The sequence below is a fragment of the Candidatus Solirubrobacter pratensis genome, assembly GCF_000425945.1.
GTDB lineage: Bacteria > Actinomycetota > Thermoleophilia > Solirubrobacterales > Solirubrobacteraceae > Solirubrobacter > Solirubrobacter pratensis.
The window spans coordinates 67,342-93,582 of sequence record NZ_KE384482.1 but is presented as its reverse complement, the minus strand read 5'-3'; the positions used below and the strand labels follow the sequence as shown (position 1 = coordinate 93,582).

Sequence of the window (26,241 nt, the reverse complement as noted above, 5' to 3'; positions counted from 1 at the left end):
ACGCCGGCCGCGCCCGCCGCGAAGGCGGGCGCCGACCGGCGAGCGGCTGGCGCCCGAGACGGTGGGCGTGACCCTGCCAGCGCCGGCCCTGGGGCTCGCGCTGAGGCTTGTGCGGCGTCGTGATGAAGTCGACGTCCGGGCTGTCGCCGGCGCCCATCATCGCCCGACGGCGAGCGCGCGCTCGATCGCCGCCGCCGTGCCCATCGCAGCGCCGGCGTCGACGGCGGCGGCGAACGCGTCGTCGCCGAGCGACTCGCGCAGCGCGGCGCCGACCGGAGCGAACCAGGCGTCGTCGTCGGGCTGGCGGATCGTCCCCGCCTGCGCGCGCAGCGCGCCGGCGGCGCCGACAAGCATCGCGCCGGTCTCGGGATCGGCGGCCGCCGAGAACGTCTCGAGGATCTCCACGATGCCGGCGTGCTCGCCGAGGTCGCGCGCGAGCGTGAGACCCTCGCGCAGCAGCTCGAGCCCGTCGGGGTCGCCGACCTGGAGCCGGCCGAGCGAGCGCAGCGCGGAGCCGAGGTGCGCAGGATCGCCGGCGCGGCGGGCGATCTCGACGCTCTCGCGGAGGTACCCGATCGCCCGCTCGCGCTCGCCGGCGCCGGCGTAGGCGAGACCGAGGTTCTGCAGCACGAGGCTGAGCCAGCGATCGTCGCCCAGGTCGCGCAGGATCGACGCCGACTGCTCGTAGCGGCGGATCGCCTCGGCCGAATCGCCCTCGTAGATCGCGAGCACCGCCAGGTTGTTGTCCGCGCGCGCCTCGCGGTCCAGCGCGCCGGTCTCGCGCGCCAGCGCGTGCAGTTCCTCGAAGCGGTCGCGAGCGGCCGCGAAGTCGCCCTGCTCGCCCGCCATCACGCCGTCGCCCGCGAGCGCGCCCATGCGGACGTCGGGGTCGCCCTCGGCGGCCGCCAGCGCGGCGGTCGTGAACGCGCGGCCCTCGGTCAGGTTGCCGCGCGTGAGCCAGTAGCGGCCGACGCCGGCGCAGATCCGCAGCGCGACCTCGGGCTCGCCGTTGGAGAGCGCGTACGCCGTGGCCGCGCGGATGTTCTCGCGGTCGGCGTCGAGATGCCGCAGCCAGACCACCGCCTCGGCGCTCAGCAGCCCGTGCTCGGCACCCGAGACCGCGTCGGCGAAGGCGCGCGCGTGGGCGCGCCGCAGCTCCTCCGTGCGGCCTGACGCCTCGAGCCGCTCAAGCGCGTACCCGCGCACGTTCTCGAGCATCCAGAAGCGCGAGCCGGCGCGTGCGATCAGGCTCTGGTCGAGCAGGTTGGCGATGCCGTCGAGCGCGGTGACCCCGCACACCGCCTCCGCCAGCTCCAGCGACCAGCCGCCCATGAACACGCCCAGCGACGCGAACAGCTCGCGGTCTCCGGGCTCGAGCAGGTCGTAGCTCCAGCCGATCGCCGCGCGCAGCGTCTGCTGGCGCGCGGGCGCGTCGCGCGGGCCCGTGCTCAGCAGGTCGAGCCGATCCTCCAGCCGGTCCAGGATCGCGGCGGGGGAGAGGACCTTGGTGCGCGCGGCGGCGAGCTCGATCGCCAGCGGCAGGCCGTCGAGCCGCTCGCAGATGCGCTCGATCCGCTCCATGTCGCCGTCGCCGAGCGTGAGGCGGGGGTTGAGCGCGCGGGCGCGGCCGACGAACAGGTCGGCACCGGGCGAGGCGCCGAGCGGGGGCACCGCCAGCTCGTGCTCGCCGGCGATGCGCAGCGCCGCGCGGCTCGTGACCAGCAGCTTGGAGGCGGGCGCGGACGCGAGGACGCGGCCGAGGTCGGGCGCGGCGGCGAGCACCTGCTCGAAGTTGTCGAGCACGAGCAGCAGCTCGCGGCCCACCAGCAGCGCCTCGGGCTCGTCGCTCTCGGCGGCGCCGAGCGCCTGCGCGATCGCCGGGACGACGCGCTCCGGATCCTCGACCGCGCCGAGCGCGACGAACCGCGCGCCGTCGGCGAAGCGCGGCTCGGCGAGCTGCGCGAGCTCGAGCGCGAGCCGCGTCTTGCCGATCCCGCCGGGTCCCGTGAGGGTGAGGAGGCGCACGTGCGGCTCGGCGAGCAGATCCGCCGCCGTGTCGAGGTCCTCGTCGCGGCCGAGCAGCGGGTTCGGCGGGACCGGCAGCCCGACCGGCGGCGGCGCCGGGCGGGAGGCGGTCGGCAGCGGGATGGGCGCGGGGGCGCGATCGAGCTCGAGCTCGGGATCCTGCGAGAGGATCGCCGCCTCCAGGCGCTGGAGGTCGCGGCCCGGGTCGAGTCCCAGGTCCTCGACCAGCGTGTGCCGCGCGCGCCGGAACGCGTCGAGCGCGTCGGCCTGGCGGCCGGAGCGGTAGAGCGCGAGCATCAGCTGCGCGTGCAGCCGCTCGCGGTACGGGTTGGCGGCGACGAGCGCCTCCAGCTCGGCGATCACCTCGGCGTGGCGGCCGAGCGCGAGGTCGTGCTCGATCCGCTGCTCGAGCGCGGCGAGCCGCAGGCCGTCGATCCGGTCGGCCTCGGTCGCGGCGGGTCCCTCGAGCGGCGCGTCGGCCAGCGCCGGGCCGCGGAACAGCGCCAGCGCCTCGCGCAGCGTCCTCGCCGCCTCCTCGGGCGGCTGCCGGCGCGCGCCGGCGACGAGCGCCTCGAAGCGGTCGAGGTCGAGCTGGCCGGGCTCGAGCTCGACGGCGTAGCCGCTGCCGTGCGTCACGATGGGGTTGCCGGGGCCGAGCGCGCGCCGCAGTTGCGAGATGTAGACCTGCAGCGCCTTGCCGGCCGTGGCGGGCGGGCGCTCGCCCCACAGGACGTCGATCAGGCGGTCCGAGGAGACGGCATCCTCGCCATGAGTGAGCAGCAGCATCGCGAGCAGCGCCCGCTGCTTGGGGGCCTTGAGTTCGATCGGGCCGTCCGCGCCGACAACCCGCAGGGGACCGAGGATCGCAAACTCCATCAGGGCCGCCCGGAATATACGCGTCCGATCACGCGTCCCCGTTGCCACACCGCCGAGGGCCGCGCGCTCCCGGTGCGCGGGCCGGCGAAGGTGGCGCGGATGCTGTCGCGCGACTGATACCGCATTCCGGCTGGCAGGGGTGCAGAGGTCCCGGTGGCCCACATGCGAAATGGCGGCTCGCCTGAACGACGGGTGCTGCGACGCGCGCGATCGTGTCACAACGATGCGACTACCTTCGCTACAGGAGCGCCATGTGCACCGGTGATGCCGTGGACGACTCGCCGACGTGCCCGCGACGTCTCTCCTTCGATGACGCCTACACCGCGTGGTTCCTGGCGCAGAGCAGCTGCAGGGAAGCGCTGCACGCGTGGGCGCGCGCCACGCCCGGAGCGCGCTGCGCCGCGTACCGCAACTACCGCACGGCTCTGAACCTCGAGGAAGCGGCCGCCTATGAGCTGGCGCAGCTCCATTCGTCGCGTCAGGCCGCGTGACGCGCAGCAAGCCGGCTCCTCGACGCCCGGGGTGGAATGTCAGTAGACGACATCCCCCGATCGGGCATCACTGATCTGCGCGCGCGCCCGCACTCTTAGCATCGCCGCGGAACCCGGCTTGGGATGCCGGGCGGAAGAGGGAGGGGCCCTTGCGAAATGGTCTGATGGGTGCGCGATCGTGGTGCGCGATCGCGCTGATGTCGGGGGTGGCGTTCGGCGCGGCCGCCGGGGCTGCACGTGCGGCCGCGCCGCCGCCGGCCGGGGCGGTGCTGTCGCCCGATGGCAAGCGGGCGGCGTGGGCGTCTGACGACGCCAAGAGCGTGTGGAACGAGACGCGCGCGAGCGCGTCGGCGGAGTGGCGCGATGCGGAGCGGTTGCTGTCGATCCGCGGCACCGTCGGCAAGCTCGTGTTCTCGCCCGACGGCAAGCAGCTCGCGTTCGAGAACCCGCGCGGCGACCACGGGTTCATCGCGGTCTACGACCTGCCGGCGAACAAGATCGGCTACGTCGACCCGTCGTTCGGGAGCGACAAGGGGCCGGTGTGGTCGCCCGACGGGACGCAGATCTCGTTCGTGCGCAGCTACCGGGGCTCGGCGGACCAGCCCGTGACCGCGCCCGTGCCGTCGTTCGGCAAGTGGAGCCCGCCGCCGGTGCGCACCAACGACGTGTTCACGGTCGCGGACATCCTGCAGGCGCCGATCTCCTACGGGCCCGAGGCCTCCGGCGACGGCCGCTCGATCGCGTACATCACGCGCGAGGCCTACGACCGCGGGATCTACTTCATGCGGTCCGGCACGCCGTCGCGTCGCGTCGTCAACTACCCGGACGACGACGGCCGGGAGCTCTCGCAGCTCGCGGTCTCGCGTGCCGGCGGCGCGATCGCGTACGTACGCGACAGCTCGCCGAACAGCGACGGGGAGATCCTCAACCCGGCCTCGGACGTCGACACGCCGCATCGTCTGGTCTACGTCGTCGCCTCGCGCTCCAGCGTGCCGCGACTGCTCGGCGACGGGCTCTCGCCGGCGTTCACGCCCGACGACAAGATGCTCGTCTGGGTGAATGGCGCGAGCGTGATGAGCGTGACGCTGTCGTGGGACGACGAGGGCCACCTCACCGGTGCCGGCACCCCGGCGCCGTTGTTCACGGTGGCCGGCGGCACGCCGTCGAACCTGCGCTTCTCACCGGACGGCTCCAAGCTGCTGTATTCGCGATCGAGCGGCGTCGAGGTGTTCGACATGACCGCGCACACGACGGCGGCGGTCAACCACACCGGCGCGAGCGACGCGAACCCCGTGTGGTCCCCCGATGGCACGCAGATCGCGTTCCGGCGCAGCGTGTCGGGGCAGCCGTGGGCGATCTGGGTCGCCGACGCGGCGACGCTGACGCCGCGCAAGGCGTGGCAGGCTTCGACGGGGCTCGGCTCGAGCTACTACTCGCTCGACGAGAACCCGACGTTCGAGAGCACGCCGGGCGACCAGCTCTTCTGGTCCGACGACGGCACGCTCGCGTTCGTCTGGGAGGTCGACGGCTGGCGTCACCTGTACTCGGTCCCGGCCGCCGGCGGCACGGCGACGCTGCTGACGCCGGGCGACGGCGAGGTCGAGACGGCTCAGGTCACGCGCGACCACAAGTCGATCGTCTACGCGACCAACATCGGCGACATCGCCCGCCGGCATCTGTATTCGGTCGGCTTCCACGGCGGCGCGCCGCTGCAGATCGCCGGCGGCCATCCGAGCCAGTGGGCTCCGATGCCGCTCGCGGACGGCGAGCTCGCGTACGTCGAGGGCAGCTACAACGTCCCGCCGACGGTCTACATCCGCGATTCCGCGGGCTCGCTGTCCAAGGGCGGACCCGACCTCCCCGACACCTACCCGGTGGACAAGCTCGTCGAGCCGCAGGCGGTCACGTTCCCGTCGTCGACCGACCACATGACGGTCCACGGGCAGCTCTTCGTCCCCGCGCACCCGACGGGCTGCGGGCTGATCTTCCCGCACGGCGGTCCGTCGCGGCAGATGCTGCTGGGCTACCACTACTACGACACGTACACCGTCCTGTACGAGATGAACCAGTACTTCGCGAGCCATGGCTGCGTCGTGCTCTCGGTCGACTACCGCGGCGGCATCATGTACGGCAACGCGTGGCGTACGTTCCCCGGCCGTGGCGGCACCAGCGCGGCCGAGTACCAGGACATCCAGGGCGGCGCCGCGTTCCTGCGCTCCCAGCCGCAGGTCGATCCCGCCAAGGTCGGCATCTACGGCCTTTCCTACGGCGGCTATCTGACGACCCTCGGCGTCTCCCGCAACTCCGACGTCTTCCACGTCGGGTGGGAGATGGCCGGCAACTCCGGGAGCGCGGCGGTCGCCAACCTCGCCTCCTGGACGGCGCCGACGCTGCTCGAGCAGGGCGACGACGACCGCAACGTCGACTTCAGCGACAACGTCGAGGTCGTGACCGCGATCAAGGCGCAAAAGCCGCAACTGGAGCTCCAGACGCACGTGGTGCCGAACGAGCAGCACGAGATGTACATGCGCTTCCGCGACCTCGTCGACGTCTACGACCTCGGCGGCCAGTGGATGCTCACCCGCCTGTTCCCCGGCGAGGTCACCGCGCCCGTGACCGCCGGCGCGACGGTCCCGGCGACGCTCTCGCTGACGATCGGCGAGCCGGCGAGCTTCGGCGCGCTGACGCCGGGGAGGTCTGGCGATTACACCGCGGCGACGACCGCCTCGGTGACGTCGACCGCGGGCGACGCGTCGTTGTCGGTCACCGATGTCAGCGGGTCCGCGGCCGGGCATCTGTCCAACGGCTCGTTCGCGCTGGCGAATGCGCTGCAGGCCCGGGCGACGCGGGGCGGCTCCGATCTGCCGTTCGCCACCGTCGGTGCGACGCCGTTGTCGCTGCTGTCCTACACGGGCCCGGTCAGCGGCGACGCCGTCGGGCTCGAGTTCCGCCAGCACGTGGATGCCGGCGAAGCGCTCCGCACGGGCACCTACGGCAAGACGCTCACGTTCACGTTGTCGACGACGACGCCGTAGCGGCATCGGCGCAGGCCGCCGGGACCAGGAGGTATGGCCGACCGGTCCCGGCGGCGTCGGTCCAGAACTGCACGCTGCGGTCCTTGATCGCTGTCAATCGTGCGCGTAACTGTCGGCGGAGCGCGACTCGAACTCGTAGCCCACGAATGGCTCGTCGCCGTCCACCCACGCATCGTGGCCGGGCTCGATGATGTATGCCTCCCCGGCGCTGAACTTCATCTCCGTGCCGTCCTCGTGCGTGACGGCGAGGCGCCCGGACCCGACAACCCCGACGTGGCGAAGCTGGCAGCTGTCGGTGCCGGCTACCGGCTTCACGCACTCGGACCACTTCCAGCCGGGCTCGAAGGTCATGCGCGCGACGGTCGTGTCGCCGTACCGCACGACGTCGACGCGCGTCTTCTCCGGGGTCCGCGTCTCGTCGGGAGAGTCGAAATCCAGTGCGTGTATGCCCGCCATGTCGGCCTCTCTTTTCTCGCTGAGCTCGCCGGGGCTCATTCTCTCGCCCCGACGGCCGCTCATGCAAGTCGCGCCCGCACCATTATCTGGCTGTTGACTGATCTCCACGTTCACCTCGTCAGTGGCCGTGAAATGGACGGTAACGTCCGATCCTCCTAAACAGGGAGGGGTCTTATGACGGGGAAGGGGCTTGTCGCCGCAGCGATCAGTGCGGCGATGATCTGGCCGGCGGCTGCGTCCGCGCAGCAGGTCACTGGCGTTACGGCGACCCAGGATGTCGGGTTCACCACGCTCAAGTGGGATCCGGTTCCGGGCGCGACGGACTATCAGATCGAGCGCACGCCGCTCGACGCGAACGGTCAGCCGACGGGCACGGCGACGATCGTGGGCGTCTGGCAGCCGCAGCGCACGGTCACGCCGGACAAGCCGGCGTTCGCGGAGTCGGGTTACCAGCTCGGCGGCCGCTATCAATGGCGCGTACGGGCGCGGCTGGGCACGGCGAACCCGCAGGCGTATTCGGATCCGGTGAGCGGCACTACGCTGCCGATCCCGGGCCCGAGCAACCTGCTCACCGCCTGGGAGCAGCGCGCCACGGCGACGACCGGCAACAGCACGTACACGAGCGATGCCGAGGAGGCCGACTTCACGGCCCGCCTCGACGCCGCGAGCGACCGCGTGCGGGTGGTGGAGCTCGCGCGCACGCTCGAGAACCGGCCGATGAACATGTTCATCATCGGCTACCCGAAGCCGCCCGACACGGCCGCCGAGATCTCGGCGATGCCGACCTACATGCTCAACTGCAACGTCCACGGCAACGAGGCTTCGGGTCGTGAGTCGTGCATGACGATCGCGCGCGTGCTCGCGACGACCGAGGACCCGCAGATCCTCGCGATGCTGAGCAAGATGACGGTGCTGATCGTACCGACGACGAATCCGGATGGCCGCGCCCACAACACGCGCGGCAACACGACAGGGCAGGACCTCAACCGCGATCACGCCGCGCTCGAGCAGAACGAGACCAAGGGCCTCGCCCGGGCGCTGCGCGACTACACGCCGGACGTCTCGATCGACAACCACGAGGGCGACAGCGAGGACCTGCCGATCCTCGCCCCGCGTCACCTCAACATCTACGAGCCGCTCTTCCAGGAGGGCAAGTCGATGGTGATCGACTGGATGTACGGCGACGCCTCGCAGTCCGGCTGGTGGATGGGCCCGTACAGCACGGGCGGCGATTCGCACGAGGGCATCCTGCGCAACACCGGCGGTCTCAAGAACAGCATCTCGATGCTGGGTGAGTCGCGGGCATCGGGCGGCGTCACGCGGCCCGCCGAGTCCGGCGCCGCCAACGCGCGTGCGAACGAGAACCGCAAGGTCTACGCGCACATGTGGGAGAACTGGGAGGGCATGCGCTACTTCTACGCGCGCATGGACACGATCGTGGCGCTCAACAAGGCATCGGCGGCCTACCAGAGCTCCGATGCCCCGACGTCCACGGTCCTGCGCGGCGCCTACCCGTGGCCGCTCACGCCGAGCGTCGGCGACAACCCGAACGACCAGCCGGACGTCGACGCCCTGCAGCCGCAGAACCTGCTCGATCCGACGCCGTGCGGCTACTTCATCTCGCAGGCGGACTACGAGGCGCCGCGCATCGGCCCGCGCAACGACTTCGGCACGGTCGCCGAGCGTCTCGCCGATCATGGCATCAAGGTCGAGCCGCAGGTGGGTGGCGTGCTGGTGCGGCTGAAGCAGCCGCTGCGCGGGCTCATCGCCCCGATCCTCGACGCGGACGCGCCGCTGCCGCTGATCACCACGGCCCAGCGCCGCTACTCGTGCCCGGCGATCCCGTCGGACGTCGGCGGCACGGTGCCGGCGACGTTGGCGCTGACCGTCGGCTCGGCCGCCTCGCTCGGCTCGTTCAAGCCGGGTGTCGCGGACGATTACGTGGCGTCCACGACCGCGAACGTCATCTCCACCGCGGGTGACGCGACGCTCTCCGTCGCCGATCCGTCCGCGGTCACCCCGGGCCACCTGGTCAACGGCACGTTCTCGCTGCCGCAAGCGGTGCAGGCTCAGGCCAACACCGGTGCGTTCGCGCCGGTCGGCGGCGCCTCGGCTCCGACCACGCTGTGGTCCTGGAGCGCCCCGGTCTCCAACGACGCCGTCGCGATCGGCTTCAAGCAGTCGATCGGCGCCAACGACGCGCTCCGTACCGGCAGCTACAGCAAGGCGCTGACCTTCACGCTGTCGACGACGAAGCCGTAAGGCGGTTCGCGCCCCGCCGCCGCGGCTGAGGCGGCGGGGCGTTCCGTCGGCCTGAAGCCGAGCATCGTCGCGCGCGACGCGATCAGCGTGGTTCGGGCAAACTCTGCCGTCCGTCCCGGTCACGGCGTTCGTCCCACTCGTCGCCGTAGAGGTTGAACGTCTTCATCTCCACTTTTCGACGCGTTTCGACGCGGGGGCGTCGAACGTCGTCATTCGTTTGAGCGACGTCGCCGGAGAGGCCAATGGGCGCTGCGGCCGAACTTCGGCACGCCACACCAGCCCGGCGATGTCGAAGTGAGACCGTACGGCATGCGCGGGCTGGACCTTCACGATGGGCGCTTGTACCGTCGCCGCCATGAGCGTTGTGGCTGAGACCGGGCTTGACGCGGCGTTCTGGGCCGACGTCGACCGTCATGTCGTCCGCTATAGCCCGTCCTGGGTGCCCGCGATCGTCGAGCGGGCCGAGGGCAGCGTGCTGCACACGAGCGATGGGCGGCAGCTGCTGGACTTCACGTCGGGCCAGATGAGCTCGATCCTGGGCCACTCGCACCCGGCGATCACCGCCGCGCTGCGCGAGGCAGCGGGAACCCTCGACCACCTCTTCAGCGGCATGCTGTCGCGGCCCGTGGTGGAGCTGTCGCGCCGGCTCGCCGAGTCGCTCCCGGAACCGCTGAGCAAGACGCTGCTGCTGACGACCGCGGAATCCAACGAGGCGGCGCTGAGGATGGCCAAGCTCATCAGCGGCGGACACGAGATCGTCGCGTTCAGCCGATCGTGGCACGGCATGACGCTCGGCGCCGCCAACGCGACGTACAGCGCCGGGCGCAAGGGCTACGGGCCGGCAGCGCCGGGCAACTTCGCGCTCCCCACGCCTGACCCCTACCGGCCGGACGTGACCGACGCCGCCGGTGACCTCGACTGGCGCCGCCAGCTCGAACTGGGCTTCACTCTGATCGACGCGCAGTCCACCGGCGCCCTCGCGGCCTGCATCGTCGAGCCCGTCCTCTCCAGCGCCGGCGTCGTCGTCCCGCCGCCCGGCTATCTCGCCGCGCTGCGCGACCACTGCCACGCCCGCGGGATGCTGGTCATCTTCGACGAGGCGCAGACCGCGCTCTACCGCACCGGCGACCGCTACGGATTCGAACGCGACGGCGTTGTCCCCGACATCATCACGATGTCCAAGACCCTCGGCGCCGGCCTCCCGCTGGCCGCACTGGTCACCAGCGACGAGATCGAGGCGCGCGCCCACGAGCGCGGCTACCTCTTCTACACCACCCACGTCAGCGACCCGCTCGTCGCGTCGGTCGGCAACGCCGTGCTCGACGTGCTCGAGGACGGCGTCGGCGCCACGGTCGCCGCCAAGGGAGAGCTCCTGCACGCCGGCCTGCGCCAACTGCAGGAACGCCATGCGGTCATCGGCGACGTGCGCGGACGCGGGCTCATGCAGGGCCTCGAGCTCGTGCTCGACCGCAGGACCAAGGAGGGCTCGCCGGAGCTGGGCGCAGCGGTGACCGCCCGCTGCCTCGAGCTCGGCCTGCACATGAACATCGTCCAGCTGCGCGAGATGGGCGGGACGTTCCGGATCGCGCCGGCGCTCACGACCACTGACCGACAACTGCGGCTGGGGCTGGAGATGCTCGACCAAGCGCTCACCGAGGTCGCGCCGCGGTTCGTCTAGCGCGACACCAGACGAGCACGGATCAGTGACGTTCGGCTTTCGGGCGTGGTATGACCGCTGCCACGACGCGGTCGGTGAGGTCTTACTCCGCCCGTGTCAGTGGCATTGACTGAGGGCGACGCCGCGGTCGTAGCGTCCCGGCGCGAGATCGCCTTTCGGGATCACTACGTAGAAGCCGCCGCCGTCGCCGTATGAGGCGAAGGAGTCGTCGAGCTGGAGCAGCACGTCCATGCCTTCTCGTCGCGCAGGGCGGGTCGTTCGCGATAGGCGCCGTCGGAGCGAGGGTCGTCCTGCACGGGCTCCGGATCGCCGAGGAGTTGTGGGAGCACGTGCCAGCCGCGATGGAGGTGACGGCCGGCGTGCAGATGGTGCATGAGCTCGAGCAGCGGGTGGTTCTCGAGCATGCGGCCGTGGTCGATCGTCATGGCCTGCTCGACAGCGGGGTGCGCGCGATCAAGCAGCCGGCACGGGACGGCCTCGACGGTGTGTCGGCGAAGGCCGCGATGGCGCCCGCGAGGCTCGGTCGGCGCGTCGGCGCGGGCGCGCGGGTGCGCATCGCCGAGTCCTCGACGACTAACGCGGTGATCGGGGCGACGTCGAATGGGTCGTCGTAGACGTCGGCGAACAAGCGCACGAAACCCGGCCTGGAGCGCCACCGTGCAGCCTCGACGGGCTCGCTCGGAAGCTCGGGTATCGGCGCGATGTCGAGCTGCGCGATGCGCACATCCGGCGCCTGATCCTCGACGCGCCCGGAGCGCCGCGAGCTCCGGTAGCGTGCAGCGCGTGGCCTCGATGCGGATGAGCGCGTTCATCGCCGCGCCCCGGGAGCGCGTCTACGACGCGCTGCTCGACCCGGAGGCGGTTGTGCGCTGGAAGGTCCCGGCCGGCATGCGCTGCGAGGTGCACGAGTTCGACGCCTCCGAGGGCGGGGCGATCAGGATCTCGCTGACGTATGACGCACCGGATCGCGCCGGCAAGACGCACGGCCGTACGGACACGTACCACGGGCGGTTCGTCCGGCTGGTCCCGAACGAGCTGGTCGTGGAGGCCGACGAGTTCGAGACCGACGACCCGGCGTTGCGGGGCGAGATGCTGATCACGATCGGGCTCTCGGACGTGCTGGGCGGAACCGCGCTCGACGCCGTGCACGACGGCCTGCCCGAGGGCGTCTCGCCCGCCGACAACGAGCTCGGCTGGCGGGAGGCACTCGCGCGGCTCGCGGCTCTGGTCGAGTAGCGCGCGTCGCCGCATCGACTAGGTTCCGGGGCATGGTCCACGACGGCTCCCCGAGCGCGTTCGCGCCGTTTCTCGACGAGCTCGCGCGGCTGAGCCCGCCGGCCGGCGCCGTGCTCGACGCCCACGTCCACCTTGGCGCCGATGAGGACGGGATGTCGCTCACGCCGGACGCGTTGCTCGGCGCCCTCGACGAGGTCGGCCCCGGAGCGCGCGCCGTCGCGTTCCCGTTCCACGACCCCGAGCGCGTGCCCGGCTACCGCGTGCCCAACGACCGCGTGCTCGCGTGGGCGCGGGAGGCCGGCGGCCGGATCGTCCCCTATTGCCGGCTCGATCCGGCCGACGGCCCGATCCCGGAGGCGCAGCGGTGCCTCGCCGCGGGGCTCGAGGCATCAAGCTGCATCCGCGCGCACAGTCGTTCGGGTTCGACACGGCCGTGGCCGGCGAGATCTTCGCCGTGGCGCGCGACGCCGGCGTGCCGGTGCTCGTGCACGCCGGGCGCGGGATGCCGCGGATGGACGCGCTGGCCGATCTCGCGCTGCGCTTCCCGGACGTGACGCTCGTGCTCGCGCACACCGCCCTCGCCGACCAGGGGATGTTCGCGACCCGCCTGGCCGGGCATCCCCGCGTGCTCTACGACACCGCGTGCCTGTCGCCGTACGACGTGATGGAGCTGTTCGCGCGCGTGCCCGCGGAGCGGGTCGTCTTCGCCTCCGACGTGCCGTACGGCCGGCCCACGGTCGGCCTGTACCAGACGCTGCGCGTGGCGGCGCTCGCCGGGCTCTCGATGGAGGAGCGGGCGCTCGTGACGGGGGGCACCATGGCCGCGGCGCTGGATGGCCGGCAGCTGCCCGCGCCGCAGGCGCCCCGGCTCGCGCGCATCCGCCCCGTCGACGGGACGCTCGCCCGCGTCGCGAGCTATCTCATGATGGGCATCGCCGCCGGGCTGATCGGCGGTATGAACGGCGACGTCACGCTCGCCCTGCCGCGGCTCGCGCTCGCACGCAGCGTCTGCCGCGATCCCGATCCCGGGCCCGCGGGACCGGCGCTGGAGCGGATCGACGGCGTGCTCACCGCCGCCGAGGCCCTCCTCTCGGCGCCGGAGCCGCGGCGCCTCGAGGCGCTCTGGCTGATCGCGGGCGCGGTCGCGCTCGCCGCGACCGAGCCGGTCGCCGGCTAACCCGCCAGCGCCTGGCGGATGCGCTTGCTCGACACCGCGCCGCGCGTCCCCAGCCCCTGGGCGAAGTGGCTGACGCGCAGCTCCTCGAGCATCCACGGAACCTCGCGCAGCCCGTCGGGCACCGGCCGCCCGCGCGGCCAGTCCTGCAGGCGCAGCCGGTACGCGCGCTCGAGCTCGCCGACCGCCTTCATCCGGTCACGGTCGACGGCGGGGGCCGCGGGAAGCCGCTCGAGCCGGAGGGCGGCGGCGCGCACGTAGCGCTCGACGTCGGCGAGCCGGGCGACGCCGGTGGCGGCCACGAACCCGGGCCGCACCAGCCGGCCGACCTGGGCGAGCGCGTCGGCGCGCGACTCCTGGAGCGGGATCGCCGTGATGGCGTCGGCGCGGCGGCGGACCTCACGCTCGGCGTCGAGGATCCGCACGGCCGCGGTGACGACCTCGAGCGTCTCGGCGTTCAGCCGCCCGGCGACGTGGGCGCGCAGCTTCGCGAAGCCGGCCTCGTCCCACGCCGGGCCGCCCGCTTCGGCGACGAGCGCGTCGACCGCCGCGGCCGCGCAGTCGTCGAACACCGCCTGCACGCCGCCGAGCGACGCGCCGTACAAGGCGAGCTTGGCGTCGCTGGAGAGCTTGCCGGCGACGGACGGCACGGGGGAGGGGAGCGTGAGCAGCAGCAGGCGCCGCGTTCCGGCCGCCATGGCGGCGCGCTGCGCCCCCGGCGACTCGAGCATCCGCACCGCCACGGTGTCGCCCTCGTCGACCAGCGCCGGGTACGCACGCACCGTGTCGCCGGTCTCCGGCAGCGTGACCTCGTGCGGCAGCTCTCCGATCGTCCACGCGCGCAGCCCGCTCCGCTCCAACCCGCGCGTCGAGCTCGACAACGCCTCGCGCAGCCGTGGGGTCAGCTTCGCCTTCAACGCCGCCAGGTCGTGGCCGGCGGCCAGCTCGGTCCCGTCGGCGTCCTCGACCGCGAAGCGCATCTGCAGGTGCGCCGGCAGCCGCGAGACGTCGAAGTCCGCCGGCGGGGCGCCGACCGCCGCCGCGACCGCGTCGAGCAGCCGCCCGCGCCGCGGCCGCAGCCCGGCGACGACGCGCTCGGCGGTCTCGGGCACCGGCACGAGCCTCCGGCGCACGTCCTTGGGCAGCGAGCGGATCAGCGTCGTGACGAGCTCCAGCCGGAACGCGGGCACGAGCCAGTCGAACCCCTCCGGCCGCAGCTGCGGGAGCACGTGAAGCGGCACGTGGACCGTCACGCCGTCGTGCGAGGCGCCCGGCTCGAAGTGGTAGGTCAGCGGCAGCTCCAGCTCGCCCTGCTTCCACGTCACCGGACGCCCGGAGAGCGCCTCCTCGGCGTCGCCGCGCACGAGCAGCTCGGGCGTGAAGTCGAGCAGGTCGGGCTGTGCGCGCCGCGCGTCCTTCCACCAGCGGTCGAAGTGCGCGCCCGAGACGACGGTCTCGGGGATCCGCGCCGCGTAGAAGTCGTACAGGACCTGGTCGTCGACGAGGATGTCGCGCCGTCGCGCGCGGTGCTCCAGCGCCTCGACCTGCTCGAGCTGCTCGCGGTTGGCGGCGAAGAAGCGGTGGCGCGTGTCCCACTCGCCCTCGACCAGGCCGCGGCGGATGAACACGTCGCGCGAGACCTCGGCGTCGATCCGTCCATAGGCGACCGTGCGCCCGGCCACGATGGGCAGGCCGTAGAGCGTCACGCGCTCGGTCGCGACGACCGACGCGCGCTTGCGGTCCCAGCGCGGCTCCTCGTAGGTGCGCTTGACGAGGTGCCCGGCCAGCGGCTCGACCCAGCGCGGATCGATCTTGGCCGCGGTCCGGCCCCACAACCGCGACGTCTCGACCAGCTCGGCGACCATCGTCCAGCTCGGCTGGCGCTTGGCGAGCACGGAGCCGGGGAAGATCGCGAACCTCGCCCCGCGCGCGCCGGCGTACTCGCGCCGCGCGGCGTCGCGCAGCCCGATGTGCGAGAGCAGCCCGCTCAGCAGCGCCCGGTGGATCGTCTCGCTCTCGGCCGGCTCGTGGTTGAGCTTGATGCCGATCTGCTTGGCCGCCTGGCGCAGCTGGCCCACCAGGTCCTGCCACTCGCGCATGCGCAGGTGATGGAGGTACTCGCTCTTGAGCCGCTTGCGGAACTGGTTGCTCGACAGGTCGCGTTGCAGCTCGCGGGCGTAGCGATACACGGCCATCAGCGACAGGAAGTCGCTGTCCGGGTCGGCGAAGCGCGCGTGCAGCTGGTCGGCGTGCGCCTGCTGCTCGGCCGGCCGCTCGCGCGGGTCCTGGATCGAGAGGCCGGCGGCGATCACGACCACCTCGTTGGCGCAGTCGAGCTCGCCGGCCTCGATCACCATCCGGCCGAGGCGCGGGTCGACGGGGAGCTGCGCCAGGTCGCGGCCGAGGCGCGTGAGCTTCTGGTCGGCGTCGAGTGCCCGCAGCTCCTGCAGCAACGCGATGCCGTCGCGGACCTGGCGCCGGTCGGGCGGATCGAGGAACGGGAAGCGCTCGATGTCCCCGAGCCCGAGCGCCGCCATCTGCAGGATCACGCTCGCCAGGCTCGTGCGCAGGATCTCGGGATCGGTGTAGCGCGGGCGCTCGGCGAAGTCCTCCTCGGAGTAGAGGCGGATGCAGATGCCGTCAGACAGGCGGCCGCAGCGGCCCTTGCGCTGGTCCGCCGACGCCTGCGAGATCGGCTCGATAGGAAGCCTTTGTACCTTCAAACGCGCGGAATAGCGCGAGATCCGGGCGGTCCCGGGATCCACCACGTAGCGGATGCCCGGCACCGTCAGCGACGTCTCCGCGACGTTGGTCGCGAGCACGACGCGGCGGGGTGGGTGGGGTCCCCTCTGCTGGAAGACGCGCTGCTGCTCGCCCGACGCCAGCCGCGCGTACAGCGGCAGAAGCTCCACGCCCGGCCGCAGCCGCCCCCGCAGGACGTCGGCCGTGTCACGGATCTCGCGCTCGCCGGAGAGGAACACGAGCACGTCGCCCGGGCCTTCGCGCTGGAGCTCCTCGACCGCGTGGGCGATCGCGTCGGCCTGGTCGTCGTCCTCGCCGGCCGGCTCGCGGTAGCGCACGTCCACGGGATACGTGCGGCCCGAGACCTCGACGATCGGGGCGGCGCCGAAGTACTCGCTGAAGCGCTGCGGGTCGATCGTCGCCGACGTGACGATCAGCTTGAGCTCCGGCCGCTGGGGGAGCATGCGCTTGATGCAGCCGAGCAGGAAGTCGATGTTCAGGCTGCGCTCGTGCGCCTCGTCGACGATGATCGTGTCGTAGCGGCGCAGCAGGCGGTCGCGCTGGATCTCGGCGAGCAGCAGGCCGTCGGTCATCAGCCGCACGAGCGTGTTCTCGGAGGAGCGGTCGTTGAAGCGGACGGCGTATCCGACCGCCTCGCCGAGCGGCACGTCCAGCTCGTCGGCGATCCGCTCGGCGACCGTGCGCGCCGCCAGCCGCCGCGGCTGCGTGTGCGCGATGCCGCCGCGCACCCCGCGCCCCAGCTCCAGCGCGATCTTGGGGAGCTGCGTCGTCTTGCCCGAGCCGGTCTCGCCGGCCACGACGACGACCTGGTGGTCGCGGATCGCGGCCAGGATCTCGTCCTTGCGCTCGGACACCGGCAGCTGCGGCGGGTAGGTGATCGCGGGGACGGCCGCGCGCCGGCGTGCGATCCGCTGCTCGGCACGCGCGATCTCGGCCTCCAGCCGCGCGGGATCGCCGCCGTGGCGGGCTCGCCGGGCGAGCCGCTCCTCGTCGCGCAGTGTCAGGCCCGCGAGGCGGGCCCGCAGCTCGGGATCCCGCGTGGCGGCCATTGATCCAAGGATAGGGGCGGTGCCTCCACGTCCTGTAGATGACGTCGGCCGCCACCACGCGACTGATCCAGGGAACTACCGTATTCGACAAGAGATCACCGGAGAGAGGGAGGTCATTACGGCCGGAAGGGTCCTGATCGCCGAGGATGAGCCCGTCACCGCCGCGATGGTGGTCTCGGCGCTCGAGGGCGAGGGCTTCGAGGTCACGAGCGTCACCGACGGCCGCGCGGCGCTCGCGTCCGCGCTCGGCGGAGGGTTCGATCTGGTCACGCTCGACTGGATGCTGCCCGGCATGACGGGGCTCGACGTCTGCCGCGCGCTGCGCCAGCGCTCCGACGTCCCGATCCTGATGCTCACGAGCCGTACGGAGGAGTCCGACGTCGTGCGGGCGCTCGAGCTCGGCGCCGACGACTACGTGACCAAGCCGTTCTCGCTCGCCATCCTCGTCACTCGCGTTCGCGCGATCCTGCGCCGGCGCGCGATCGACCGCCAGGCGCGGCCGAACGGCGGCGAGGTCCGGAGAGTCGGCGCCGTGACGCTGGACCTGGCCCGTCACGAGGTCGTGGTCGACGGGCGCGCGGTGGAGCTCACGCGCGCGGAGTTCAACCTGCTCGCGCTGCTCTCCAGCCGGCCGGGGGAGACGTTCACGCGCGACCAGATCACGCAGCACCTGTGGCGCAGCGAGACCGTGCCGCCGACGCGCTCGTGCGACTTCCACGTGCGCAACCTGCGCCGGAAGATCGAGCGCGACGCGGCGCGGCCGGAGCGCCTGCTGACCGTGCGCGGCGCCGGCTACCGCCTGGCCGCGTGAACAGGTGTTGAGGAACTCCCACGCTGCGTAGTTGACAGGCTTCCGGTGCGGCTCTAGCCTCGGCTGAGGGCCGGCGCTCGCCGGAGGGGTTGTCACAGGAGGGTGTATGCACAACGCATTGCGCGCGGCCGCAGCCGCGGCGCTCGTCGCTGCCGCCGGCGTGCTCGCGGGTCCCGCGGGCGCCGCGCCGCCGCCGGACTACGACCAGGAGACGATCGCCCAGTTCAACTCGGCGAGCTCGGTCGAGACGATCCGCCATCTGGCGGTCGACATCGGACCGCGCCGCAGCGGCACGCCGCAGGAGCTCGAGGGCGCCCAGTACCTGGCGGGGATCCTCGACGGCTACGGGTTCAAGACGCAGATCTACGCGTTCCCGATCACCGGAAACCGCGCCGTCGCCCAGGTCTCGTCCCCCAATGCGACGCTGACCAACGGCCCGCACTGGCAGTTCAGCGCGTCGACGAGCGGCAAGATGACCGGCACCGACAACCCCGTCACGGGTGACGTCGTGTACGGCGGAGCCGGCGCGACCGCCGCGGACTTCCCGGCGGGCAGCGCCGGCAAGATCGTCCTGATGGACCAGGGCGCCAACGCGGCGGCCCGCAACACGCAGGTCGCGAACGCGGTCGCCGCGGGCGCCAAGGCCGTGATCGTCGCCGCCACGAGCCTGAGCGCCGCCGGCGTGGCTGCCGCGCCGCCGACGGTCACCGTCACGCCGAGCTACCCGGACATCCCGATCATGGGCGCCGGCCGCTCGCACCTGGACTGGATGAAGGCGATCCTCGCGAACGGCCCGCTGACGCTGACGTTCACGACGATGAACTACGTCAACCCGACGCGCGCGGTCGTCGTCGGCCGTCGCTTCGCGATCGGCGATCCGGACGGCTCGAAGGCCCCGATCGTCATGGTCGGCGCGCACATCGACTCCGTCCTCGGCGCGCCGGGCGCGCACGACGACGCGTCGGGCAACGGCGTCTCGATGGAGATCGCGCGCGTCGTCTCCAAGCTGCCGCTCGACAAGGAGATCCGCATCGGCGGCTTCGGCGGCGAGGAGGACGGCCTGACCGGCTCGCGCGCGTACGTCGCGACGCTGCCTGCCGCGGAGCGCGCGCGCTTCGTCGGCGAGTGGCAGATGGACATGGTCGGCACGCCGTACGCCCCGGCCAAGCTGTGGGCGCTGACGCCTGACGGGCGCTCGAACTTCGTCGTCGACGAGGCCTACAAGGCGTCCGGGCGCTTCGGCTTCACCGGCCTGGACAACTGCAAGCTCGGCCAGTCGGATCACCAGGCGTTCTTCGACGTCGGCATCCCGTCGGCGCTGTTCATCTGGCTCGATTACCACAAGCCCGTCGCCCCGGCGACGTGCGTGAGCATCGGTCAGGGCCAGTACACGACCGAGCCGGAGTACCACCGGCCGGCCGACGGCATGAACAACATCAGCCCTGAGCGGCTGCAGACGACGCTCGACGTGATCGGCGGCGCGCTCGCCCACAACGCGATGAACCGCGTCGACATCAGGTCCAACAAGCCCAACACGCCCGTCCAGGCGGACTGCGGCGACGGCGTGCGCAGGATGGGCACGACCGACGCCGCCGGCGCGCTGCCGGACCTGCGCTTCCCGCACGTCACCTGCACGATCCAGGTCGGCGGCTCGAGCAGGACCGTCGCGATCGCCGGCGACACTCCGGTCTCGTTGACGGCGGCCGACGGGTCGGTCGGCGGCACGGTGCCGGCGACGCTTGCGCTCACGCTCGGCGCTCCGGCCTCGTTCGGCGCGTTCCTGCCTGGGGTGGACAAGCCCTACAGCGTGTCGACCACCGCCAAGGTGACCAGCACCGCGGGCGAAGCCGCGCTGACCGTCTCCGATCCCGGCCACCTGGCCAACGGGGCGTTCTCGCTGCCCGAGGCGCTGCAGGTCGAGATCGCGCCGGCGTCCTGGACGCTGCCGGTCTCGAACGCCAATGTGGACATCGCGTTCAAGCAGCACATCGGCGCCAACGACGCGCTGCGCACCGGCAGCTACTCCAGGACGCTGACGTTCACGCTCTCGACGACGACTCCGTAGCGATCGGCTCCCGGTCCTCGGCCGGCCGCGCGAAGCGGCCGGTCGGGGCCCGCTCGAGCTCCGGCACCGGCTGCGGCAGCAGCGCCGTGGCGATCAGCGTCACGACCGCGCCGGCCATGATGTAGAGCGCGATCGGCAGCGAGCTGTTGAACGTGTGCAGCAGCCATGCCGCCACCAGCGGCGCCGGCCCGCCGGCGACCACCGACGCGAGCTGGTAGCCGATGCCCGCGCCGCTGTAGCGCAGCCGCGTCGGGAACGTCTCGGCGATCAGCGCCGCCTGCGGCCCGTACTGCATGTTGTGCGGGATCAGCGAGACGACGATCGTCAGCGACACGAGCGCCGCCGTTCCGTGGTCGAGCAGCAGGAAGTACGGGATCGCCCACGCGAACGTGCACGCGGCGCCGATCATGTACATCCGCTTGCGCCCGATCCGGTCCGACAGGTGGCCGAAGAACGGGACGAAGAAGAGCGCCAGCGCCGCCGCGCCCGCGACCGAGTTGGTCAGGAACGTCTTGCCGAAGCCGAGCTCGTCCTTGCCGTACTCGAGCACGAACACCGTGAAGATGTAGAACGGCATCTGCTCGGACATCCGCAGCATCGCGGACAGCAGGATCTCCTTCGGGTTGCGCTTGATCACCTCGAGCACCGGCTGGCGCTCGACGGTGGCGTTCTCGACCTCGCGCTGGAACATCGGCGAGTCGAGCACGCCGAGCCGGATCCACAGGCCGAGGCCGACGAGCAGGATGCTGAGCAGGAACGGGATCCGCCAGCCCCAGCTGTCGAAGCCGTCGCCCGTCAGGTGGGTGAACAGCGAGACGGCGCCCGTCGAGAGCAGCAGGCCGATCGGCACGCCGACCTGCGGCCAGCTCGCGATCAGGCCGCGGCGGCGCTGGTCGCCCCACTCCATCGACAGCGTGATCGAGCCGCCCCATTCGCCGCCGACGCCGATGCCCTGCAGGATCCGCAGCAGCACCAGCAGCGTCGGCGCCCACACGCCGATGGTGTCATAGGTCGGCATGACGCCGATCGCGAAGCTCGCGAGCCCCATCACCAGCAACGTGGAGATCAGCGTGGCCTTGCGGCCGACGCGGTCGCCCCAGTGGCCGAACAGCGCTGCGCCGACGGGCCGTGCGGCGAACCCGACCGCATAGGTCGCGAACGACGCGAGTACCCCCGCGTAGTTGCTCGCGCCCGGGAAGAACAGGTGCGGGAAGACGAGCGCCGCCGCCGTCCCGTACAGGAAGAAGTCGTACCACTCGATCGACGTGCCGACGGTGGACGCGACGAGCGCGCGCTTGACCTGGCTGCGGCGTAGACCCTCGTCGCCGCTCTTCAGTGCGGACATGGTGATCCTCCTCTGGGGTCCCCTTTCTGGTACCCGTCGCGCGCGCGCCGACTAACCTCCGTCCGGTGCCACAGACGCTCTACGTGCTGTTCTACGAATACGGCGACGACGTGATCGCGCGGCGCGCGCCGCTGCGCTCCGCGCACCTCGAGCTGATCGAGGCCTACCACGCCGACGGCCGGCTCGTGATGGCGGGGGCCTACGGCGACCCGCCGCAGGGCGGCCTGCTCGTCTACAGCACGGCGGAGGCGGCGGAGGCGTTCGCCGGCGAGGACCCGTACGTGGGCCAGGGCCTCGTGGAGCGCTGGCGCGTCGAGCCGTGGACCGTCGTCACGCCCTGACCTCGCGCAGGACCTGAAGCGCCGCAGGGCGCCGGCACGTGGTACCCGTGCAACAACACGACGCTCGCCGGGGAAGCCGGCCTCGTGGTGAGCCGTCGCGGCCATCTCATGGGGGCGCGGCCCTAGCTCAGGACCCGCACCGGGGCGCCGGCGGCGAAGGCCCGCACGTCCTCCGCGGCGTCGGCGTAGAACCGCTCGTACGTCCCGGTGCTGACGTAGCCGATGTGCGGCGTCAGCACCGTGTTCGGCGCACTGCGCAGGGGATGGCCGGCGGGCAGGGGCTCGGTGTCGTAGACGTCCAGCCCCGCGCCGCCGATCGTCCCGGCGCGCAGCGCCTGCAACAGCGCCGCCTCGTCGACGATCGGCCCGCGCGAGGTGTTGATCAGCAGCGCGGTCGGCTTCATCCGCGCGAGCTCGGGCGCGCCGATCAGCCCGCGCGAGCGCTCGGACAGCCTCAGGTGGATGCTCACCACGTCCGAGCGCTCGAGCAGCTCGTCCTTGGAGACCACCGTCGCGCCCTCCGCCTCGCGCAGGTTCTGGCTCCAGGTGAGGATCCGCATCTCGAAGGCCCGCCCGATCGCCGCGACGCGGCTCCCGAGCCGCCCGTGCCCGATCACGCCGAGCGTCCGGCCCGCCAGCTCGGGCCCGATCGTGTGCTGCCAGCCGCCGGCGCGCACGGCGGCGTCCTCGGCGGGGATCCGGCGGGCGAGCGCCAGGATCAGCCCCCAGGTCAGCTCCGCGGTGGGGGAGGCGAGCCCGCCGGTGCCGCAGACCGTGACGCCGTGCCGGCGCGCCGCGTCGAGGTCGATCGACGCGTTCGCCATCCCGGTCGTCACGAGCAGCCGCAGCTGCGGCAGCCGCGCGAGGCGCGCCGCGGTGAACGGCGTCCGCTCGCGCATGGCGACGACCGCCTCATAGGCCGCCAGCCGCTCGGCGAGCGCATCGTCGGACGCCACGTGGTCGGTGAACGCCGTCAGCTCGAGCCCGCTCCAGTCGGCGAACTGGAGGGCGACGCCCTGGTAGTCGTCGAGGATCGCGACCCGCATCGCGCAGGTGAGCCTACGCCGGTCACTGCGGCGGGTGCGTCTCGATCGCAGCGAGACTGATCATGTAGCCAGTCGCACAAAGTCCATGCTAGCCTGATTTCCGAGCAGTCGCTGAGGAGCTGATGCCCATGACGGTCCCGCTGCCGCTTTCAGCGGCCGAAATCGAGCGCACCCGCGCCCCGCTCGAGCGGGCCACGATGCTGCCCGGGGCGGCGTTCACCGACCCCGGCGTGCTCGACTGGGAGCGTGCCAACCTGTTCCGCGGCGGCTGGATCTGCGCGGGCCACGTGGACCAGGTGCGCGAGCGCGGGCAGTACCTGATGCTCGACGTCGCGGGCGAGAGCGTGCTGGTGGTGGCCGACGACGACGGCCTCCCGCGCGCCTTCCTGAACACCTGCCGCCACCGCGGCGCGCGGCTCGTGTTCATGCCCGAGGGCACGTTGCGCAGGCTGCAGTGCCCGTATCACGCGTGGACCTACGGGCTCGACGGCTCGCTGCGCAGCGCGCCGTTCACCGACGGGCTGGAGGACTTCGATCCGGGCTGCTTCGGCCTGCACGCCGTCCGGCTGGCGGTCGTCGAGGGCCTGATCCTGCTCGATCTCTCCGGCGAGGCGCCGCCGCCGCAGGACCACATCGGCGATCTCGCGACCCACCTCGCCGCCTACCGCACGGCGGACCTGCGCCGCGCCCGGCGCATCGTCTACGACGTCGGCGCCAACTGGAAGGCGATCGCCGAGAACTACAGCGAGTGCCTGCACTGCCCCGGCGTGCATCCGGAGCTCAACCGGCTGTCGCACTACCTCTCGGGCGTGACCTACGAGGGCGCCGGCGCGTGGTGCGGCGGCTCGATGACGCTCGCCGAGGGCGTCGAGACGATGGCCGTCGAGGGCACGCCGCACAACCGCCCGGCGATCGAGGGCGTCGACCCGCGCTCGATCCTCTACTTCCTGCTGTTCCCGAACGCGCTCGTCTCGCTGCACCCGGACTACGTGATGCTGCACACGCTGTGGCCGGTCGCGCCGGATCGCACGCAGGTGGTGTGCGAGTGGTTCTTCGAGGCGCCGACGATGGCGGCGGCGGACTTCGACCCGAGCGACGCGGTCGGCTTCTGGGACCAGGTCAACCGCGAGGACTGGCACGTGTGCGAGCTCACGCAGGCCGGCATGAGCTCGCGCGCCTTCACGCCCGGCCGCTACACGACGCAGGAGACCGACGTGCACGCCTTCGACGTGATGGTCGCCGACCGCTACCTCGAGGCGGCGCTCGTGTCATGAGCCGCGGCTCAGCCGACGCCGAGGTCGCGCGCCAGCGCGGCCCAGATCTCCTCGCGCGCCCGCTGCACCGGCATCGCCGGGTCCTCGGACAGCGCGCGGATGCCGTAGCCGTCGATCAGCGCGAGCAGCCGGTCGGTCACGCGGTCCGGCTCGGCGACCCTGAGCTCGCCGCTCGCCATCCCCTCGGCGATCGCCTCCATGAACCACGCGTGCATGCGCGCGTACAGGCGCGCGGCGGTCTCGCGCAGCTCCGGCCGCCGGGCCGTGTGCAGCCACAGCTCGACCCACAGCAGCCAGTCGTCCCTCAGCGCGCCGTTGAGCGGCAGGCACTGGTCGATCATGTCCCGCAGCCGGCTCGCGACCGGCTCGTCGGGGCCCATGCGGATGCTGGCCGCCAGCTCATAGGAGTGCTCGAGCGCCTCCGCGAGCAGGGCGTCGCGGGAGGCGAAGTGGTAGTGCAGCAGCGAGGGGGAGACGCCGGCCTCCATGGCGATGCGCGCGATCCGCACGTCGTTGATGCCCTCGCGCGCGATCAGCTTCACGGCGGCGTCCAGGATGCGCGCCCGTGCGCTCGCTCGCGCCGCCGCTCGCGACTGCTCCACAGGCTGAACGCTACTCGGGAGAAGGCATGAACGAAATCGCGGCCAAGCTCGGCGAGGTCGGGCTCCCGGCGCCCATCGGCGAGCTCGCGAGCACGCACTGGGACGCCGTCGTGGTCGGCGGCGGGCACAACGGCCTCACCGCGGCGGCCTACCTCGCCCGCGCCGGCCGGTCGGTGCTCGTGCTCGAGCGCAGGGAGCGCCTCGGCGGCGCCTGCACGCTCGAGCGCCCGTTCGCGGACGACCGCTACGTGGTCAGCCCGTGCGCATACGTCGTCGGCCTGCTCGACGAGCTCGTGATCTCCGAGCTGGACCTCAGGCGGCGCGGCTTCGAGTGCTACGTCGCCGATCCCAACCTGTGGGTCCCGTTCGAGGACGGCACCGCATTCGGCCAGTGGCTCGACGACCGCAAGACGCAGGAAGGCCTCGAGGCGCTGCACGTCGCCAAGCGGGACATCGAGGGCTACTGGGCCTACGAGCACCTCTTCGACGAGATCCGCCGCCGCCTGCGCACCGGCGAGCGCGACGCGTGGCTCGGCGGCACGCCCACCCGCGCCGAGATCGAGGAGCTCCTGCACGGCGAGCGGACGATGATCGACGTGGTCTTCTCCGCCTCGATCGCCGACGTGCTCGACGAGTACATGCGCGACCAGCGCCTCAAGGACGCGCTCTTCGGCCAGGGCGTGATCGCCGCCTACGGCGGCCCGAAGGACCCCGGGACCGCGTCGATCAAGCTCATGCACTACCAGGGCGACCTGGAAGGCCAGGGGCCGGTGTGGGGCTACGTCAAGGGCGGCATGGGGATGATCAGCTTCGCGATCGCCGACGCCGCGCGCGAGGCCGGCGCCCAGCTCGCGACCGGCACGCCCGTCGCCGAGATCGTCCCCGAGCAGGGCGTGCGGCTCGAGGACGGCACCTTCATCAGGGCCCGCACCGTGATCTGCAACGCCGACCCGAAGGTCGCGCTCCGGCTCGTGACCGAGATGCCGGAGGCCTACCGCGAGCGCCTCAGGGCCTGGAAGGTCCGCAGCCCGGTCGTGAAGTTCAACGCCGCGCTCAACGCGCTGCCCGAGTTCACCGCCGCGCCCGGCGCCGGCTGGCCGGCGCGCGCGACGATCGACGTCACGGGCGGCCTCGAGGACGCCCAGCGCGCCTTCGAGGCGTGCGAGCGCGGCGAGCCCGCCGTCGGCTTTGGCGAGATCTACATCCAGACCGGCTACGACCCGAGCCCGGCACCCGCGGGGCGCCACCTGCTCAGCGTCTTCGGCCAGTACGCGCCCTACGAGCTCGCCGACGGGACCTGGGACACCCGCCGCGACGAGGTCGCGCGCCAGTTCATCGACCTGATCGACCGCTTCGCGCCCGGCTTCGAGGACCGCCTCGAGGCCTACGAGGTCCTCGGCCCGCCGGACATCGAGTCCCGCATCGGCCTCACGGGCGGCAACATCTTCCAGGGCGAGGTCACGCCGGACCAGATGTGGGAGGACCGGCTCACGCCGCGCACGCCGATCCCGGGCGTCTACCTGTGCGGCGCCGCCACCCACCCCGGCGGCAGCGTGATCGCGCTCAACGGGCGCAACGCGGCGATGGCCGTGCTGGAGGACGTGCGTGTGACGGCCTGAGCGGGCGTCGTTCTCGCCGGCCGCCGCTCGCGGTGATCGTTGCGGAAGGGGGTGTCCTACGAAACTTCGAATAGTTCGAAGGTTCGTGAGGCA

Annotated in this window: 19 protein-coding genes; 12 read left to right on the top strand and 7 right to left on the bottom strand. The window is 72.3% G+C overall.

Features of this window, described 5'->3' with window-relative positions; all coding sequences use genetic code 11:
- Window positions 1-156: 156 nt before the first annotated feature.
- Window positions 157-2,901 carry a BTAD domain-containing putative transcriptional regulator gene (locus H958_RS42310; RefSeq protein WP_051325175.1) on the bottom strand — a complete coding sequence of 915 codons (2,745 nt, stop codon included), beginning with the start codon at window positions 2,899-2,901 and terminating at the stop codon, window positions 157-159.
- A 251-nt stretch (window positions 2,902-3,152) separates the two neighbouring features.
- On the opposite strand from H958_RS42310, the gene H958_RS0133305 reads away from it, so the two are divergent.
- Window positions 3,153-3,392 carry a hypothetical protein gene (locus H958_RS0133305; RefSeq protein WP_156028473.1) on the top strand — a complete coding sequence of 80 codons (240 nt, stop codon included), beginning with the start codon at window positions 3,153-3,155 and terminating at the stop codon, window positions 3,390-3,392.
- 164 nt (window positions 3,393-3,556) lie between these two features.
- Entirely contained in the window at window positions 3,557-6,427 is a 2,871-nt protein-coding gene (locus tag H958_RS0133300) for a S9 family peptidase (protein ID WP_028061819.1), read from the top strand.
- Window positions 6,428-6,520: 93 nt separating this feature from the next.
- Here the strand turns inward: H958_RS0133300 and H958_RS0133295 are convergent, their stop codons facing one another.
- Complete coding sequence (locus tag H958_RS0133295; protein ID WP_196807694.1) at window positions 6,521-6,997, bottom strand: cupin domain-containing protein; 477 nt, start codon at window positions 6,995-6,997, stop codon at window positions 6,521-6,523.
- Between the two features lie 102 nt (window positions 6,998-7,099).
- On the opposite strand from H958_RS0133295, the gene H958_RS42305 reads away from it, so the two are divergent.
- Window positions 7,100-9,145 (top strand): M14 family zinc carboxypeptidase, encoded by a 2,046-nt coding sequence (locus H958_RS42305; RefSeq protein ID WP_051325174.1) that lies wholly within the window; start codon window positions 7,100-7,102, stop codon window positions 9,143-9,145.
- A 355-nt stretch (window positions 9,146-9,500) separates the two neighbouring features.
- Window positions 9,501-10,823: an aspartate aminotransferase family protein gene (locus H958_RS0133285; protein WP_028061817.1), complete on the top strand. Its 1,323-nt coding sequence runs from the start codon at window positions 9,501-9,503 to the stop codon at window positions 10,821-10,823.
- A 96-nt stretch (window positions 10,824-10,919) separates the two neighbouring features.
- On the opposite strand, the gene H958_RS48835 is transcribed toward H958_RS0133285, so the two are convergent.
- A complete protein-coding gene (locus tag H958_RS48835; RefSeq protein WP_255325483.1) occupies window positions 10,920-11,054 on the bottom strand; it encodes a hypothetical protein in 135 nt (44 codons plus the stop codon).
- 110 nt (window positions 11,055-11,164) lie between these two features.
- Between H958_RS48835 and H958_RS0133275 the strand changes: the two genes are divergently transcribed.
- From H958_RS0133275 to H958_RS0133260, 3 genes are all read left to right on the top strand, one after another.
- Window positions 11,165-11,437 carry a hypothetical protein gene (locus tag H958_RS0133275; protein WP_028061816.1) on the top strand — a complete coding sequence of 91 codons (273 nt, stop codon included), beginning with the start codon at window positions 11,165-11,167 and terminating at the stop codon, window positions 11,435-11,437.
- Window positions 11,438-11,615: 178 nt separating this feature from the next.
- On the top strand, window positions 11,616-12,059 hold the full coding sequence (locus tag H958_RS0133270; protein WP_037412741.1) for an SRPBCC family protein: 444 nt from the start codon (window positions 11,616-11,618) through the stop codon (window positions 12,057-12,059).
- A 283-nt stretch (window positions 12,060-12,342) separates the two neighbouring features.
- Window positions 12,343-13,236 carry an amidohydrolase family protein gene (locus H958_RS0133260; RefSeq protein WP_081686544.1) on the top strand — a complete coding sequence of 298 codons (894 nt, stop codon included), beginning with the start codon at window positions 12,343-12,345 and terminating at the stop codon, window positions 13,234-13,236.
- Here H958_RS0133260 and hrpA read toward each other — a convergent pair.
- Complete coding sequence (hrpA, locus tag H958_RS0133255; protein WP_028061812.1) at window positions 13,233-17,045, bottom strand: ATP-dependent RNA helicase HrpA; 3,813 nt, start codon at window positions 17,043-17,045, stop codon at window positions 13,233-13,235. The genes H958_RS0133260 and hrpA overlap by 4 nt on opposite strands.
- A gap of 82 nt (window positions 17,046-17,127) precedes the next feature.
- Between hrpA and H958_RS0133250 the strand changes: the two genes are divergently transcribed.
- Together H958_RS0133250 and H958_RS0133245 are read left to right on the top strand one after the other, a co-directional pair.
- A complete protein-coding gene (locus H958_RS0133250) occupies window positions 17,128-17,856 on the top strand; it encodes a response regulator (protein WP_407641172.1) in 729 nt (242 codons plus the stop codon).
- Between the two features lie 118 nt (window positions 17,857-17,974).
- A complete protein-coding gene (locus tag H958_RS0133245) occupies window positions 17,975-19,921 on the top strand; it encodes a M28 family peptidase (protein ID WP_231379425.1) in 1,947 nt (648 codons plus the stop codon).
- On the opposite strand, the gene H958_RS42300 is transcribed toward H958_RS0133245, so the two are convergent.
- Window positions 19,896-21,266 (bottom strand): MFS transporter, encoded by a 1,371-nt coding sequence (locus H958_RS42300; protein WP_081686543.1) that lies wholly within the window; start codon window positions 21,264-21,266, stop codon window positions 19,896-19,898. The genes H958_RS0133245 and H958_RS42300 overlap by 26 nt on opposite strands.
- A 65-nt stretch (window positions 21,267-21,331) precedes the next feature.
- On the opposite strand from H958_RS42300, the gene H958_RS0133235 reads away from it, so the two are divergent.
- The gene (locus H958_RS0133235) at window positions 21,332-21,607 is read left to right on the top strand and encodes a YciI family protein (protein WP_037412693.1); all 276 of its coding nucleotides are present in this window, start codon (window positions 21,332-21,334) and stop codon (window positions 21,605-21,607) included.
- 122 nt (window positions 21,608-21,729) lie between these two features.
- On the opposite strand, the gene H958_RS0133230 is transcribed toward H958_RS0133235, so the two are convergent.
- Window positions 21,730-22,653 (bottom strand): D-2-hydroxyacid dehydrogenase family protein, encoded by a 924-nt coding sequence (locus H958_RS0133230; protein WP_028061808.1) that lies wholly within the window; start codon window positions 22,651-22,653, stop codon window positions 21,730-21,732.
- A 128-nt stretch (window positions 22,654-22,781) separates the two neighbouring features.
- Between H958_RS0133230 and H958_RS0133225 the strand changes: the two genes are divergently transcribed.
- Window positions 22,782-23,927 carry an aromatic ring-hydroxylating oxygenase subunit alpha gene (locus tag H958_RS0133225; RefSeq protein WP_051325172.1) on the top strand — a complete coding sequence of 382 codons (1,146 nt, stop codon included), beginning with the start codon at window positions 22,782-22,784 and terminating at the stop codon, window positions 23,925-23,927.
- 8 nt (window positions 23,928-23,935) lie between these two features.
- Here H958_RS0133225 and H958_RS42295 read toward each other — a convergent pair whose 3' ends face one another.
- Window positions 23,936-24,529 (bottom strand): TetR/AcrR family transcriptional regulator, encoded by a 594-nt coding sequence (locus H958_RS42295; RefSeq protein ID WP_051325171.1) that lies wholly within the window; start codon window positions 24,527-24,529, stop codon window positions 23,936-23,938.
- 26 nt (window positions 24,530-24,555) lie between these two features.
- Here H958_RS42295 and H958_RS48830 point away from each other — a divergent pair, with 26 nt between their 5' ends.
- Complete coding sequence (locus tag H958_RS48830) at window positions 24,556-26,148, top strand: phytoene desaturase family protein (RefSeq protein WP_037412690.1); 1,593 nt, start codon at window positions 24,556-24,558, stop codon at window positions 26,146-26,148.
- The last annotated feature ends 93 nt before the right edge of the window (window positions 26,149-26,241 follow it).